Source organism: Bacillus sp. WC2507 (assembly GCF_052656125.1).
In genome coordinates this window covers 4,282,011-4,295,614 of sequence record NZ_JBQXPN010000001.1, presented here as the reverse complement: position 1 = coordinate 4,295,614, position 13,604 = coordinate 4,282,011, and the positions used below count along the sequence as shown (strand labels likewise).

Genomic DNA, 13,604 nt, shown 5'->3' with positions numbered 1-13,604 from the left:
TGAGAAGGGATGTTTAAAATGACAGGAAGATTAGATGAAGATTTAAAAGATGTAACATTATTAGGAAATCAAAATACAAAATATTTATTTGAATATAGCCCAGAAATTTTAGAGGTATTTGATAATAATCATCCAAACCGTGATTATTTTGTGAAATTCAATTGTCCTGAATTTACAAGCTTATGTCCGAAAACAGGCCAACCAGATTTTGCAACAATTTATATTAGCTACATTCCAGAACAAAGAATGGTAGAGAGTAAATCTTTAAAGCTATATTTATTTAGTTTCCGCAATCACGGTGACTTCCACGAAGATTGCATGAACGTTATTATGAATGATTTAATTAAATTAATGGATCCGCGTTACATTGAGGTATGGGGCAAATTCACACCACGTGGAGGGATTTCAATTGATCCTTATTGCAACTACGGTCGCCCAGGAACGAAATATGAACAAATGGCAGACTACCGCATGATGAACCATGATCTATATCCAGAAACAATTGATAATCGTTAATATATAATAGAAAGAAAGGATCTGTATAACATACAGATCCTTTCTTTCTATTATATTATGCATTTTGATTAATGACAGTATAGTTTTTATGACTTACAACTGTAAGAGGTTCCATATCTAGTTCTCTAAAATTTTCCATGATTGTTATATCTACAATAACGGAGTTTTGATTTACTTTTTGAACACGGCCTTGCATTCCACCTTTAAATTCAATGATATCTCCAGTTTCTGCGATCTGCATAAGCAACTCTCCTTGTTACAGTTTTCCAAAAAAAGAATAATTTTGGTTTTTTTTATTTCCTCTTATTTTGAACCATATTGTCTAGTTTGTAAATGTTTCCAAAGTAAAAATTCGAAAAATATTCACTTTTTGTAAGAAAATATACAAGAACTTCAAGTTATTAGAAAAAAGAACGGTTTAAATGCGTGCATCTTTATATAGGGGTATAATAAAAAATACAATAACCTACTAAAGTGGGAGAAATTAGAGGCGGTAAAATGATGTTTGAATTTGTAGGGAGTGTTATAGCGTTAACTTTATTTGTATTTTCTTATATACATTTAAAAAAGATTCGTCATCATGAAACAACTCCATATTTTGATGGGATGGATGGTATACATGCTGGGGTCACACATGAGAGTGGTGGGGATATGTAAAGGTGTATAACTTTCTTTTTTTGCGTGGTATGATATTTAAAAATAGTACATAATAGAATTCGTAAGTGATGAATGGAGAGTGGAAAGAATGAAGATTTCTTTTATTCGTCATGGTCGCTTAGACCGTACTATAGAACCAATGACGGTTACATCCTTTCATGAATGGATGAAGGGATATGACTTACATACCATAATAGAAAAAGCACCTATACCAACGGAAACAATGGAAGTGGTTGAAGCAGCAAAATTGATTTTAACGAGTGATCAAAGGTGTGCTGTACAGTCAACAGCTGAATTAATGGATTCTTTATCTTTTATGCAAAATTCTCTTTTTAGAGAAGCTGAAATTCCGACGAGTTTTTATGCTCCAACATGGTTAAAATGTAAACCTAACGTATGGATTTTTATCGGACGAACATTATGGATACTTGGTTACCATAAAGATGTTGAGTCTTATAAGGAAGTAAGAGAGAGGGCAAGGCAAGCGGCTTACTTATTACACCGTTACGCTCTCGTACATGGAAGTATTGCTCTTGTAGGGCATAATTATGTTAATGCAATGGTTGGTGCAGAATTGAGAGCAATGGGATGGTCTGGTTCGCCTATTTTGCACAGAGAGCCATGGGGATGTACAACATATACGTTTCACGAGGCGATGAATGGAAATATATTAAATACGAATTTAACATAAAAGCACACGATTTATATAAATCGTGTGCTTTCTTTTTAAGATATAGAAACCTTTGTATTTAATGGTTTTACTAGATGGGCATAAGGTTCACCCACAAGCATAACGATTTGGTCCTTTGTATAACCTAGCTTTTCGTATAATGAATAGGCACGTGTATTTTCTAAATTAACAAGTAATGCGATTTTTTTATGCTCCTTTTCAGTTGCATGGATTTCAGCAGCTTTAATTAACTTAGAACCGATGCCTTTTCCGCCATATGCACTTGAAACTGATAATGTATCAATGTAATATTCATCAATCTCAGCTTCTTTTTCTAACGTAATCGATTCATCTTTATGTAATTTTCTTAAGTGACGTACAATTGGTGCATCAAGCCTTGTTGCTTCACTACCGTGATAAGCGACAATAATTCCGACCGCACTCCCGTCTTGTTCATATACAAAACAGTTTTCATAGCTCAGTCGATTACTCTCTTTTGAGAACCATGTTTCAAGTCCTAGTAATACTTCTGTCTCAACAGTGCTACCTGTGATTTTTTCAGCAATTTCGTGCAGAGCGTTATACAATAAAGGAGCTATTGCCTTTGCATCTGTCTTTTTTGCTTTCCGAATCATAGTATCCCTCCTAGTTCTATTTATATATTGTAGCATAGTGGTATGGAACTTTGCATAATTGAATGTCGAAATGTTTGATATAGAGAAGTAGCTATGTTAGTATATGATATTTAGTGGACATATAGTAAAGTGATATCGTTTGCGAAATAATGAAAATGCAATGAAGGTATAGCACCTGGATAATTTTACAGTTGTTGACCTATAGAATATACGATAAAATAAAATATTGCATAGAGGTGAAATACATGGATGAACAATTAGCAAATACAATTTTGGATCAGCTGAAAAATGGTGAAATAAAGGAGTATGTTGCAACGAAAGATGTATTTTATACGTTTAGGAAAGTTGTAGTAAGTCGAGAAGATTTTAAACATATTATAGGGAACGCGCAGCGCGGCGGGCAAGTAATTTATACATATTCAGAAACGCCACGTTCGTAACTAGAAGAATATAGGGGGGAGAATTATGGGCGATTTTAAACAAGGTATATTACCACATTGGGATTATATGTGGAAAGATAGAGCCGGCAATAGATTTATGGGGATGGTCATGTATCCAGAGAAACGAAAGTGTTCGGCAAAAATGCTTCAGAAAATAAAAAGAGCATATGAAGAGGCTTTAGAAATTAAAGTAACTGTACAAGTTCAACATACATATCAGTACGTAGAAGGAATGATTGTATACTTTGATGAAGAGGCACCTGTATGTACAATGATTGATAAAGATGAAAATCCACATCATATATTTGTAAAAGATATTTTGCGTATTGAGCACTCTGAATAATCTTTTCGTAAATAAGTTGAATTTCCATAATAATAATCTTTTTCTGTAATAATTATCTTTTAGTATGTAACGCGAACCGAAAGTATATGTATAATATTTAATAAAGTAAAATTGATAAATGTAATCGTTTTTTAGAACAGATTATCGTTTCATGTCTGTTCTTTTTTGCGTGATGCTGGAGAAATATATTACTCCAGCATTTGCCGTTTTATGACAAAATATATTGGTAACTTTTTTAAAAATAAGGTTAAATTCGTTGACAACTTTTTTGAAAAGCACTTTATTGACATGAGTTTTAGAATGTTGTTTCATAGTCATTGTATTGAAAAAAATCGACTGTCTTGTCGAAAAGTAAAAGTTAAAAAAAGAAAGAATTTATACATATATCTTGTGTCTTATTTTGAAACGTAATACAATATATAGAGAAATCAAGAACAACATATAGAGAATATAGATTGGAGAGGGAGGGGTCGGAAATGTTAGTTGCATATGATTCTATGACAGGAAACGTGAAGCGTTTCATCCACAAATTAAATATGCCGGCCGTTCAAATTGATGAAGATCTAGTAATAGATGAAGACTTTATTCTTATTACGTATACAACAGGTTTTGGCAATGTACCAGAACGTGTTTTAGACTTTTTAGAGCGCAATAATGGAAAATTAAAAGGCGTATCTGCAAGCGGCAATCGTAACTGGGGAGACATGTTCGGTGCAAGTGCTGACAAAATTTCTACTAAATATGAAGTGCCTATTGTATCAAAATTTGAGTTATCTGGAACAAATAACGATGTAGAATATTTTAAGGAAAGGGTGCGGGAGATTGCGACACATTGAACTGAATAATGAAATCACGCAAATGCAGGACGGTTTTTATCAGCTTCATAAGGATAAAGAGGCATTAGAAGTCTTTATGGAAGAAGCTAGAGAGAATACCGTTTCTTTTAATAGCGTGGCAGAGCGAATGGAGTATATGAAAGAACATGATTACTATTACAACGTTCTGGACGAGTATAGCTTGGAGGAAGTAGAAGAGGTATATAACATCGCTTATGGTGAAAACTTCGAGTTCCAATCTTATATGGCAGCATCTAAGTTTTACAAAGATTATGCGTTAAAAACGAATGATCAAAAACAATACTTAGAAAGCTATGAAGATCGTGTAGCAATTGTGTCATTATACTTAGGACGCGGTGATGTTGCGAAGGCAAAACACTTCGCAAGCATGATTGTAAAACAAAACTACCAACCAGCGACACCAACCTTTTTAAATGCGGGAAGAAGCAGAAGAGGAGAAATGGTGTCTTGTTTCTTGTTAGAGATGGATGATAGCTTAAATTCAATCGGCTTTAACATTAATACAGCAATGCAATTATCGAAAATTGGCGGTGGAGTAGCTTTAAACTTATCTAAGCTACGCGCACGCGGTGAGCAAATTAAAGGTATCGACAACGCTGCAAGTGGTGTAGTACCTGTTATGAAATTACTTGAAGATTCGTTTTCATATGCGAATCAGCTTGGCCAACGAAAAGGTGCCGGCGCAGTATACTTAAACATTTTCCATTGGGATATTATTGAATTCTTGGATTAATTGGTAGTCCCTCTACGCAGTAATGTGTATGAGAAAACCTTGTGAACCTAACCAATAGGGTGTCGCAGTAGCGGCTAACGGTATCAGTTGAATAAGGGGTAAAAGAAAAAGAACCCGCGAAGAAGCTGACTAAGAGAGCCTACGGTCCATGTACATGGATAGCAGGTAATACCGTGCCAAGCTTGAAAGAAATGTTACTTGGGTGAAGTGGAATCTTATATTCACCGGAGGCGAGATTCCATGAACTGTGGAATTTATTTGATAATTAATAAGGAAAATAGGAAGTTTTATATTGGTAGTTCTAATAATTTTAAAGTACGATTTAAAACTCATAGAAATCAATTGAATGCTAATCGGCATCATAGTAAACATTTACAAGCAGCCTGGAATTTATATGGTGAGAATAAATTTGAGTTTAAAGGGATAATCGAGTTACCAGATGATAAGAACATTCTTCATAAGATAGAGCAAAGTTTACTAAGTCAATATTATGGGAAACAGTATTGCTACAACGGACATCCCATCGCTAGAGGTGGGGCGTTGAGTGGGGAAAAGAACCATATGTATGGGAAAACTCACTCAAAGGAAGTAAAAAAATTTCTTTCTGAAATTAATACTGGTCCTAATAATTATTGGTATGATAAACCTCAACATATGGAGAATATGAGATCTAAGATTACTAAACGATTTCACGGTAGAAAACATACTGATGAAACAAAAGAAAAAATGTCTAGGTCTCGTAAAGGTAAAAAACATACAAAAGAAACATGTATGAAGATAAGTAAAGCTCAAAAAAACCAATATAATTCTGGAAGAGAAAAACAAAAAAAGCCAATTGTTATAAATGACATTTACTATGAGTCTTTAGCGGAAGCCGGCCGAGCGTTTAATGTGCCTGCTAATACGATAAAATATAGAGTACTATCCAATAACTTTCCTAATTATCAATACTTTCAAGAAGGTGTAGAGACTATCGAACGCACGTCATTAGACGAAAGCTAGTAGAGTAGGCTGGAAATAGGTACCAGTCGAAGTGCAAGGCAACCAGTTACAGGTTGATGATATAGTCCAACCTTCATAGAAATATGAAGACGAGTTGACCAAAAAAATAAATGCTGATGAGAAGAGCCGTATTCAGTCTCTATCAATCGGAATTATCGTGCCAAGTAAGTTCTTTGAGCTAGCTGAGAAAAACGAACCTTTCCATGTTTTCGCGCCTTATACGGTGTATAAAGAATACGGAAAGCATTTAGATGATATTGATATCGATGAAATGTACGATGAATTAATGAGCAATCCGAAAGTGAAGAAGAAGCCGCTAGATATTAGTGCACGTGATATGCTTATTAAAATCGCTATGATTCAGCTTGAGTCTGGTTACCCATACTTAATGTTTAAATCAAATGCAAATAATCAACATCCATTGAAGGATATTGGAACTGTGAAGATGTCGAACTTATGTACAGAAATCTTCCAGCTTCAAGAAACTTCTGAAATAAATGATTATGGTACAGATGATATTATCCGTCGTGATATTAACTGTAATTTAGGATCGTTAAATATCGTGAATGTAATGGAAAATAAAGAAATTCGTGAAGCCGTTCATGCGGGAATGGAAGCTTTAACAGCTGTTTCTGATATGACGATCATTCCGAATGCACCAACTGTGAAAAAAGCAAATGATGAGCTTCATTCAGTTGGACTTGGCGCAATGAACTTACACGGATATTTATCAAAAAACAAAATCGCATATGAAAGTGCAGAAGCGAAAGAGTTCGCTCGTACATTCTTTATGATGTTAAATTACTACTCTATTGAGAAAAGTATGGAAATCGCTAAAGAAAAAGGCGAAACATTTAAAGACTTCGATAAGTCTGATTATGCGAACGGCACATACTTTGAAAAGTATGAAACGACAGATTACAGCCCAGTAACTGAAAAAGTTCAGCAATTATTTGAAGGAATTCATATTCCAACAAAAGAAGATTGGACAAGTTTAAAAGAGCAAGTGAAGAAGAATGGATTATATAATTCCTACCGTCTTGCTATTGCTCCAACACAATCTATCAGTTACGTTCAAAATGCAACTTCAAGCGTAATGCCGATCGTAAGTCAAATTGAATCAAGAACGTATGCGAATGCAACAACATATTATCCAATGCCGTATTTATCAAAAGATACGTTCTGGTACTATAAATCTTCTTACGATATGAATCAGTTTAAATTAATTGATTTAATCGCAGAAATCCAAGAACATATTGACCAAGGAATTAGTACAATTCTTTACGTTAATAGTGATATTTCAACACGTGAATTAGCACGTTACTACATCTATGCACATAAAAAAGGCTTAAAGAGTCTGTATTATACGAGAACACGTAAGTTAAGCGTGGAAGAGTGCGTAGCTTGTACCGTTTAATATAAAAAGTGAGACATCATGAGCAGGGTTTTCTGAACCCTGCTCATGCTTAGTTATCAATTTTTCATGTTTATTTAGAGAAGGGGCGATTGAATGCGTGCGGTAAACTGGAACAAAAAAGAAGATGATTTTAGTTTAATGTTTTGGAAGCAAAACATCGCTCAGTTTTGGACAGAAGAAGAAATCGCAGTGTCTTCTGACAAAAATACTTGGGCACAATTATCAAAAGAAGAGCAGGTTGCTTATAAGCGTGTATTAGGTGGTTTAACACTTTTAGATACGAAACAAGGTGGCGAAGGGATGCCACTTGTACTTGTTCATCTTGAAAATTTACAAGCGAAAAGTGTATTAGCTTTCATGGGAGCTATGGAAGAAGTACATGCGAAGAGTTACAGTCATATTTTCACAACGTTAGCTACTGAAGAAGAAATTGATGATATTTTTGAATGGGTAGACAATCATCCGTTACTTGAGAAAAAGGCTGGCATTATCACGAGTTACTATCGTCGTTTATTAAAGCCTGAAGTAGCGAAAAAAGAATTATACATGGCAATGGTAGCCAGTGTGTTCTTAGAAAGTTACTTATTCTATAGTGGGTTCTTCTATCCACTTTACTTAGCAGGTCAAGGTAAATTGACGGCAAGTGGCGAAATTATTAACTTAATAATTCGTGATGAATCAATTCACGGCGTATTCGTCGGTATTTTAGCACAACAAATCTTCGCAGAACTTTCTGCAGAAGATCAACAAGAAGTGCAAAAAGAAACACAAGAGTTATTAATGGAACTATATGAAATTGAAATGGCATACACAGAAGAAATTTACACTTCTATCGGTCTAGTAGAGGATGTAAATCGTTTCGTTCGTTACAATGCGAATAAAGGACTTATGAACTTAGGACTTGAGCCGAAGTTTGAAGAAGAAGAAATTAACCCAATCGTTTTAAATGGTTTACGTACAGATACGAAAAACCATGATTTCTTCTCTGTAAAAGGAAATGGTTACGTAAAAGCGACGAACGTTGAAAAGTTATCGGATGATGACTTCGCGTTTAATTTTTAATATATAATCATAAAGAAAAGCTGTCTTATTCATTGATAAGACAGCTTTTCTTTATGGTTTTGTTTACATAACACTATTATTTTTGTATAGCGATTTCTGTTGAAAAAGTTCTATCCGGCTAATGGATAGAACTTTTTTGTAATTAAATGGGTATTTACAATCTTTTTGTATCAGTGTATTATTTAACTAGTACACCGATACAAAAGGAGGGAAGAAATGAAAATAGAGTTTTCTCCAAATACACCAATTTACATTCAGGTAATGGAATACATAAAAAAAGAAATCGTAACAGGACATTTATTGCCTGGTGATAAAATTCCCTCTGTACGTGAATTAGCGAGTGAATTACAAGTAAATCCAAATACGATTCAGCGTACATTTCAAGAGCTAGAACGGGATGGGGTTGTTGTAACGCGTAGAGGAATGGGACGATATGTAACGAATGAAGGGGAGAAAATTATGGAGCTGCGAAAAGAGATGGCGAAAGAATTGCTTCATTCTTTTATAGATGGAATGGACAATTTAGGTTTTTCAGAAGAAGAAATTCTTACAATCCTTCGTTCTTCATTACATGAGAAGAGGGAGGAGAGCGAATGACAGCGTTATTAAAAATAGAAAACTTATGGAAGAGATACGGATTAAAAGCAGTGATTCGTGAATTAAACATAGAGATTACGGAAGGGAAAATTATAGGGCTTGTTGGAGATAATGGGAGCGGAAAAACGACGTTATTGAAAATGATTGCCGGTCTGCAGCATCCTTCCGAAGGGAGTATTACAATCGCTGGTAAAAAGGTCGGATTAGAAACGAAAGAAATTGTTTCTTTTATGTCGGATAAACCAGTATTTGATGATTGGATGACGGTAAAAGATTCTTTATTTTTCTATCGAGATTTTTATAAAGACTTCGACATTCAAAAAGCGGTAGATACGATTGCGGAATTTAAAATACCGTTAGAAGAAAAAATTACAGCTTTATCAAAAGGTATGGTTGAAAAGCTACAAATTATTTTAACGTTTTCTCGGAAAGCGAAGTTATACGTACTAGATGAACCACTGGGCGGAATTGATCTTGTTTCTAGAGAACACGTACTGGAACTTATTTTACAGTTTTATCGTGAAGATTGTACCATTTTAATTGCAACACATTTAATTGGTGAAGTGGAAAACATTTTTGACGAAGTAATCTTTTTAAAAGATGGTGAAAGTGTACTTCATGAAAATGTAGAGGAGTTACGCTTCCAACGAGGAAAAGCTGTTACGGATTTGTTTAAGGAGGTGTTTAGTAGATGAAGGCCAGTTTAATATATATGTACAATGCGAATAAAAAACAAATTTTTATTTCGTTATTGTCATTCATATTTATTGTAGCTGTCGCTTTTGTGAGTATGGGGAATTATATTAAACAAGAATCAGGAGAAGTAAGGCAAATGATTACAATTGCTTTAGTATTCTTAGTTTATTTAATTTTTGCGGTATTAGTATTTCTGCAGGCGATGTCTGCGTTTGGGAAAATGACTGAAAGTAAATTATTTCGGTTAACACCGATATCTGGTAAAAAAATTGTTTTAGCAGTATTGTCATATGCAGCAATTTGCTTAATGTGTTTTGAATTAATAGGTGCTATATTTTTCTATAGTATTTCGATGAAAGTAATAAAAGGTACAGAACTCCATGAATTGTTATTCACCGAAACTACACTTACACTAGATATGGTAAAGCAGTTATTTAGTAGCGTGTTATATGTATTTAATTTATCAAGTATATTGTTAGTTTTACTTTTTACAGTAGCTGGTGTGAAAGTATTTTCTTTGAAAAAGAAAAAAATGGAGTACGTAATTATTTTCTTCCTATTTTTACTAGTAACGAAAGTAATCAATCTGATATATGAAATGCTGGGCCGACTTGCGCCTATACCTACTTTTATTAAAAAATTAGTTTATATAGATGAATCAGCGGATATGAATCTCATACTATATCCAGAAAGACTTATGAATTTATATAGTCTTACTTTTTCAATCGGTATATTTGTTCTACTTGTATATATAACAGGTCGCATAATCGATAAAAAACTAGAAGTCTAAAGGAGGAATCGACATTGGGAAACGTAGTAGTAAAGTTAGAGAATGTTCGAAAAAAGATTGGTGGAACGGAAATTATCCGCGGTTTATCATTTGAAGTTCGCGAAGGGGAAGTGTACGGGTTCCTTGGACCGAACGGTAGTGGTAAAACGACGACAATTCGTATGATGACAGGTCTTATATCAATGACAGAGGGCGATATTACAATTTGTGGTCATAGTATTCGCATGGAGCGTGAAAAGGCGCTAGAGCAAATTGGAGCGATTGTAGAAAATCCTGAACTATATGATTATATGACTGGAATGCAAAACTTAAAGCATTTTGCGAATATGGCAATTACACCAATTAGTAAAGAGCGCATTGCTGAGATTGTAAAGCTTGTTGAATTAGAGCATGCGATTCATAAAAAGGTGAAAACATATTCACTTGGTATGAAACAACGTTTAGGAATTGCACAGGCATTACTTCATCAGCCAAAAATCTTAATTTTAGATGAGCCGACAAATGGATTAGATCCAGCTGGTATTCGCCAAATTCGTGATTATTTACAACGTTTAGCGAAAGAAGAGAATATTGCTGTAATCGTATCAAGTCACTTATTAAGTGAAATTGAACTCATGTGTGATCGCGTCGTTATTATTAAACAAGGTGAGTTTGTGCAAGAGTACAACTTACATGAACAAGCGAAACATGATGAGACAGTAGTTGTAGCGTTTGAAGTAGATCAAGTACAGAAAGCAAATGAAATCATTAAAGGTAAGACGCAAGGAAATGTAATTGCAGTATCTGTAATGAAAGAAGAAATCCCACAACTTGTAAAAAAACTTGTAAATGACGATGTGCTTGTATACGGAGTTACTGTTCAAAATAAAACGTTAGAGGATGAGTTCTTAGCGATTACAGGGGGAGTGAAAGCGTAATGTTTAAATTAATTCAAAATGAATTTTTAAAGTTACATGCGAAAAAAGGTATGTATATTTTAATTGGTGTCATTGCAGTATTGGAGATTTTGGGAGTTTTAGCGATGATGAAATGGGGAGACGGAAGTGAATTTAAAGGATCATATTTAGATTTTGCAAGTTCAGAGATTGGTTTAATTACTTTGTTTGCAACAATTTTTGGAATTACGATTGCTTCTCGTATGATTACTGATGAGTTCCAAAAAGGTACAATTAAGCAGTTATTAATCCGTCCAAGAAAAAGAATGACAGTTTTATTCTCTAAATATATTACAGTGTTACTTACTATAGTATGTATCATATTTGCTAGCACGTTAATTGCAATGATTATTGGCGGAATTGTAATGGATGGTAGTAAAACAGAATTAACGTTAGGAATCGTAATGAAATCTACTTTATATCAAGTACTTTCACCGTTCTTCTTTGCGACGCTTGCATTTTTCTTAGCAAACGTATTTAGAAAATCTGTATTACCATTAATTATTACGATGTTCCTCTTCTTTTTACAAGGACCAATTAATATGGTATTAATGATGTTTGCAAAAGGTGTAGCGAAGTTTGTAGTATTCTTCCATTTGGATTTAAGAGCTTACGACAGCAATAAATTAATTAGTGGCGGAGTAGAACCTACATTTACAGAATTTACATTTACAACTTCATTATTACTTGTAGCTGCATACTTTGTTGTATTGCTTGTAGCATCGAGTGCATTATTCCAAAAACGTGATGTATTATAATAAAAGAAATCCCCGCGTGTAGAAACGGGGATTTTTTATTACATAACTTTCTCGTAGATTTCAACTGAAAGAAAAGTGATACGGTATTTTAAATAAAATTACTATATATGTTGTTCAAAAGTATTTGAGAAAAATAGGAAGAATTTCAACTATATTCATATTATAATTTAATTATCCGACTATTTACTTTTATTATCTTTGGGGGTGTTCTATATGCACTATGCATTTTCACGTATAAGACTACGTAGCTTTTTTGGATGGATGATTATAGGGGTGTTCCTTACGATGATCCCATTAGGTCTATCAAATGTTTCTGAGAATACGATGGAGGTTATTTCACAAATAACATTATTTTTTGTATTTCCGTTATTTTGGTTATACGTAAAAACAAATAAAAATAATGTTGTATTTAACAGTTTTTTTGATAAGCCAGGACGTTTACCGTGGGGATTAATTGTATTAGCAACGATAATGGGAATGATTTTTTCAGTTGGTATATCTCATATTCAATTTTACATATTAGCACATACGTTACCGAATTTCTTAGTTACTATGTTAGAAGACGGAAATGTTATTAACACGAGTAACATATATATGACGATATTTACTTTCATTTCAGCATGTGTATTAGCACCTATTATGGAAGAGGTTATTTTTAGGGGATTCTTTTTACAGCGAATGGCTTATAAATGGGGAATTAAAAAAGCTGTCATTATATCTTCCATTATTTTTGGTTTAGGACATTTTGATGTTATTGGTGCATTTATGTTTGGTGTTGTGATGTGTCTTTTATACATAAAGACGAAAAATATATGGACGAATATCGCTGTACACGCTCTGAATAATTTGATTGCAACAAGTATGCAATTTGTCGGTGGAGAAGAAAGTACTGCAATTTCAATTCCTGAATTACAAGCGCAAAGTAATTTATGGATCGGTATTGGTCTTACAGTTGTTGGGTTGCTTTGGTTAATTCCTTACGTTTGGAAACAATGGCATACAGTAAAAGAAGTGGGGGTGCCACCAGTGCGCTTCATAAATGAGGAAAAAGTAGTGAGTGCATCACAAGAAAATGAAGTGTATAGTCAAGTGATCGTAACAGATAGATTGATGGCTGTAGAGCTACCAGATGAGGCTGTAAATAAGCTCCGGTTAGAAGAAAATGATTATGTAACAGTATCTGTAGAAGAAGATAAAATTGTTATAAAGAAAGTGCATGATAGATAATTAAAAAGTAGCTCCTTAAGAGCTACTTTTTAATTTGTAATAATTTCTACACGAAAATTATTACCGTTCTTTACATATTTAATATCTGTAACAGTGCGGACTGTTTTTAAAATCTCCACTTTTTCACCAATTCGAGGGATAGTCGGAACATTGTCCCAAATGCCAAGCAAGTCATCTAATTGTGCCGTTTTTTCATAAAACCAGATTTTCAATGTAAAGCCCCTTTCTCGAACTTTATGTATTTTAATACATAATATATTATTTTTATT

Annotated in this window: 17 protein-coding genes and 2 pseudogenes; 16 read left to right on the top strand and 3 right to left on the bottom strand. The window is 33.9% G+C overall.

From position 1 onward, the window contains the following. Positions 1-18: 18 nt before the first annotated feature. Positions 19-516 (top strand): preQ(1) synthase, encoded by a 498-nt coding sequence (gene queF / locus ACUN28_RS22670; RefSeq protein WP_000147752.1) that lies wholly within the window; start codon positions 19-21, stop codon positions 514-516. 55 nt (positions 517-571) lie between these two features. On the opposite strand, the gene ACUN28_RS22665 is transcribed toward queF, so the two are convergent. Further along, the gene (locus tag ACUN28_RS22665) at positions 572-757 is read right to left on the bottom strand and encodes a YkvS family protein (protein ID WP_001165081.1); all 186 of its coding nucleotides are present in this window, start codon (positions 755-757) and stop codon (positions 572-574) included. 260 nt (positions 758-1,017) lie between these two features. On the opposite strand from ACUN28_RS22665, the gene ACUN28_RS22660 reads away from it, so the two are divergent. Then, positions 1,018-1,173, top strand: coding sequence for a hypothetical protein (locus ACUN28_RS22660; RefSeq protein WP_016088769.1), 156 nt, complete (start codon positions 1,018-1,020; stop codon positions 1,171-1,173). An 88-nt stretch (positions 1,174-1,261) separates the two neighbouring features. Next, complete coding sequence (locus ACUN28_RS22655) at positions 1,262-1,864, top strand: hypothetical protein (protein ID WP_016088768.1); 603 nt, start codon at positions 1,262-1,264, stop codon at positions 1,862-1,864. Positions 1,865-1,899: 35 nt separating this feature from the next. Here the strand turns inward: ACUN28_RS22655 and ACUN28_RS22650 are convergent, their stop codons facing one another. After that, positions 1,900-2,478, bottom strand: coding sequence for a GNAT family N-acetyltransferase (locus ACUN28_RS22650; protein WP_016088767.1), 579 nt, complete (start codon positions 2,476-2,478; stop codon positions 1,900-1,902). 245 nt (positions 2,479-2,723) lie between these two features. On the opposite strand from ACUN28_RS22650, the gene ACUN28_RS22645 reads away from it, so the two are divergent. From ACUN28_RS22645 to ACUN28_RS22585, 13 genes and pseudogenes are all read left to right on the top strand, one after another. After that, positions 2,724-2,918, top strand: coding sequence for a hypothetical protein (locus tag ACUN28_RS22645; protein WP_000344284.1), 195 nt, complete (start codon positions 2,724-2,726; stop codon positions 2,916-2,918). 25 nt (positions 2,919-2,943) lie between these two features. Continuing rightward, positions 2,944-3,261, top strand: a complete 318-nt coding sequence (locus ACUN28_RS22640) for a hypothetical protein (RefSeq protein ID WP_016088766.1) — start codon at positions 2,944-2,946, stop codon at positions 3,259-3,261. Between the two features lie 476 nt (positions 3,262-3,737). After that, entirely contained in the window at positions 3,738-4,097 is a 360-nt protein-coding gene (nrdI, locus tag ACUN28_RS22635) for a class Ib ribonucleoside-diphosphate reductase assembly flavoprotein NrdI (RefSeq protein WP_016088765.1), read from the top strand. Beyond that, positions 4,084-4,848: pseudogene (locus ACUN28_RS22630) on the top strand (ribonucleotide reductase N-terminal alpha domain-containing protein); the annotation flags it as partial. The gene nrdI and the pseudogene ACUN28_RS22630, both read left to right, overlap by 14 nt. 243 nt (positions 4,849-5,091) lie before the next feature. Beyond that, positions 5,092-5,853: a group I intron GIY-YIG endonuclease gene (locus ACUN28_RS22625; RefSeq protein ID WP_000995589.1), complete on the top strand. Its 762-nt coding sequence runs from the start codon at positions 5,092-5,094 to the stop codon at positions 5,851-5,853. A 97-nt stretch (positions 5,854-5,950) separates the two neighbouring features. Next, positions 5,951-7,270: pseudogene (locus ACUN28_RS22620) on the top strand (ribonucleoside-diphosphate reductase subunit alpha); the annotation flags it as partial. Positions 7,271-7,363: 93 nt separating this feature from the next. Further along, positions 7,364-8,332, top strand: a complete 969-nt coding sequence (gene nrdF / locus ACUN28_RS22615) for a class 1b ribonucleoside-diphosphate reductase subunit beta (RefSeq protein WP_016088763.1) — start codon at positions 7,364-7,366, stop codon at positions 8,330-8,332. Positions 8,333-8,548: 216 nt separating this feature from the next. Further along, entirely contained in the window at positions 8,549-8,929 is a 381-nt protein-coding gene (locus tag ACUN28_RS22610; protein WP_000687513.1) for a GntR family transcriptional regulator, read from the top strand. After that, positions 8,926-9,624 carry an ABC transporter ATP-binding protein gene (locus tag ACUN28_RS22605; protein WP_016088762.1) on the top strand — a complete coding sequence of 233 codons (699 nt, stop codon included), beginning with the start codon at positions 8,926-8,928 and terminating at the stop codon, positions 9,622-9,624. The genes ACUN28_RS22610 and ACUN28_RS22605 overlap by 4 nt, the downstream gene beginning before the upstream one ends. Beyond that, positions 9,621-10,415 carry a hypothetical protein gene (locus ACUN28_RS22600; RefSeq protein WP_016088761.1) on the top strand — a complete coding sequence of 265 codons (795 nt, stop codon included), beginning with the start codon at positions 9,621-9,623 and terminating at the stop codon, positions 10,413-10,415. The genes ACUN28_RS22605 and ACUN28_RS22600 overlap by 4 nt, the downstream gene beginning before the upstream one ends. 14 nt (positions 10,416-10,429) lie before the next feature. Continuing rightward, entirely contained in the window at positions 10,430-11,332 is a 903-nt protein-coding gene (locus ACUN28_RS22595; RefSeq protein ID WP_016088760.1) for an ABC transporter ATP-binding protein, read from the top strand. Beyond that, positions 11,332-12,108: an ABC transporter permease gene (locus ACUN28_RS22590; protein ID WP_016088759.1), complete on the top strand. Its 777-nt coding sequence runs from the start codon at positions 11,332-11,334 to the stop codon at positions 12,106-12,108. The genes ACUN28_RS22595 and ACUN28_RS22590 overlap by 1 nt, the downstream gene beginning before the upstream one ends. 213 nt (positions 12,109-12,321) lie before the next feature. After that, a complete protein-coding gene (locus tag ACUN28_RS22585) occupies positions 12,322-13,335 on the top strand; it encodes a CPBP family intramembrane glutamic endopeptidase (protein ID WP_016088758.1) in 1,014 nt (337 codons plus the stop codon). Positions 13,336-13,364: 29 nt separating this feature from the next. On the opposite strand, the gene ACUN28_RS22580 is transcribed toward ACUN28_RS22585, so the two are convergent. Further along, positions 13,365-13,547: a DUF3913 family protein gene (locus ACUN28_RS22580; protein WP_000707107.1), complete on the bottom strand. Its 183-nt coding sequence runs from the start codon at positions 13,545-13,547 to the stop codon at positions 13,365-13,367. Positions 13,548-13,604 lie beyond the last annotated feature (57 nt).

What these genes read in the sequence shown, in the direction of transcription:
- queF (WP_000147752.1), top strand. Translation starts at nt 19, where the DNA reads ATGACAGGAAGATTAGATGAAGATTTAAAAGATGTAACATTATTAGGA.
- ACUN28_RS22665 (WP_001165081.1), bottom strand. Translation starts at nt 757, where the DNA reads ATGCAGATCGCAGAAACTGGAGATATCATTGAATTTAAAGGTGGAATG.
- ACUN28_RS22660 (WP_016088769.1), top strand. Translation starts at nt 1,018, where the DNA reads ATGTTTGAATTTGTAGGGAGTGTTATAGCGTTAACTTTATTTGTATTT.
- ACUN28_RS22655 (WP_016088768.1), top strand. Translation starts at nt 1,262, where the DNA reads ATGAAGATTTCTTTTATTCGTCATGGTCGCTTAGACCGTACTATAGAA.
- ACUN28_RS22650 (WP_016088767.1), bottom strand. Translation starts at nt 2,478, where the DNA reads ATGATTCGGAAAGCAAAAAAGACAGATGCAAAGGCAATAGCTCCTTTA.
- ACUN28_RS22645 (WP_000344284.1), top strand. Translation starts at nt 2,724, where the DNA reads ATGGATGAACAATTAGCAAATACAATTTTGGATCAGCTGAAAAATGGT.
- ACUN28_RS22640 (WP_016088766.1), top strand. Translation starts at nt 2,944, where the DNA reads ATGGGCGATTTTAAACAAGGTATATTACCACATTGGGATTATATGTGG.
- nrdI (WP_016088765.1), top strand. Translation starts at nt 3,738, where the DNA reads ATGTTAGTTGCATATGATTCTATGACAGGAAACGTGAAGCGTTTCATC.
- ACUN28_RS22625 (WP_000995589.1), top strand. Translation starts at nt 5,092, where the DNA reads ATGAACTGTGGAATTTATTTGATAATTAATAAGGAAAATAGGAAGTTT.
- nrdF (WP_016088763.1), top strand. Translation starts at nt 7,364, where the DNA reads ATGCGTGCGGTAAACTGGAACAAAAAAGAAGATGATTTTAGTTTAATG.
- ACUN28_RS22610 (WP_000687513.1), top strand. Translation starts at nt 8,549, where the DNA reads ATGAAAATAGAGTTTTCTCCAAATACACCAATTTACATTCAGGTAATG.
- ACUN28_RS22605 (WP_016088762.1), top strand. Translation starts at nt 8,926, where the DNA reads ATGACAGCGTTATTAAAAATAGAAAACTTATGGAAGAGATACGGATTA.
- ACUN28_RS22600 (WP_016088761.1), top strand. Translation starts at nt 9,621, where the DNA reads ATGAAGGCCAGTTTAATATATATGTACAATGCGAATAAAAAACAAATT.
- ACUN28_RS22590 (WP_016088759.1), top strand. Translation starts at nt 11,332, where the DNA reads ATGTTTAAATTAATTCAAAATGAATTTTTAAAGTTACATGCGAAAAAA.
- ACUN28_RS22585 (WP_016088758.1), top strand. Translation starts at nt 12,322, where the DNA reads ATGCACTATGCATTTTCACGTATAAGACTACGTAGCTTTTTTGGATGG.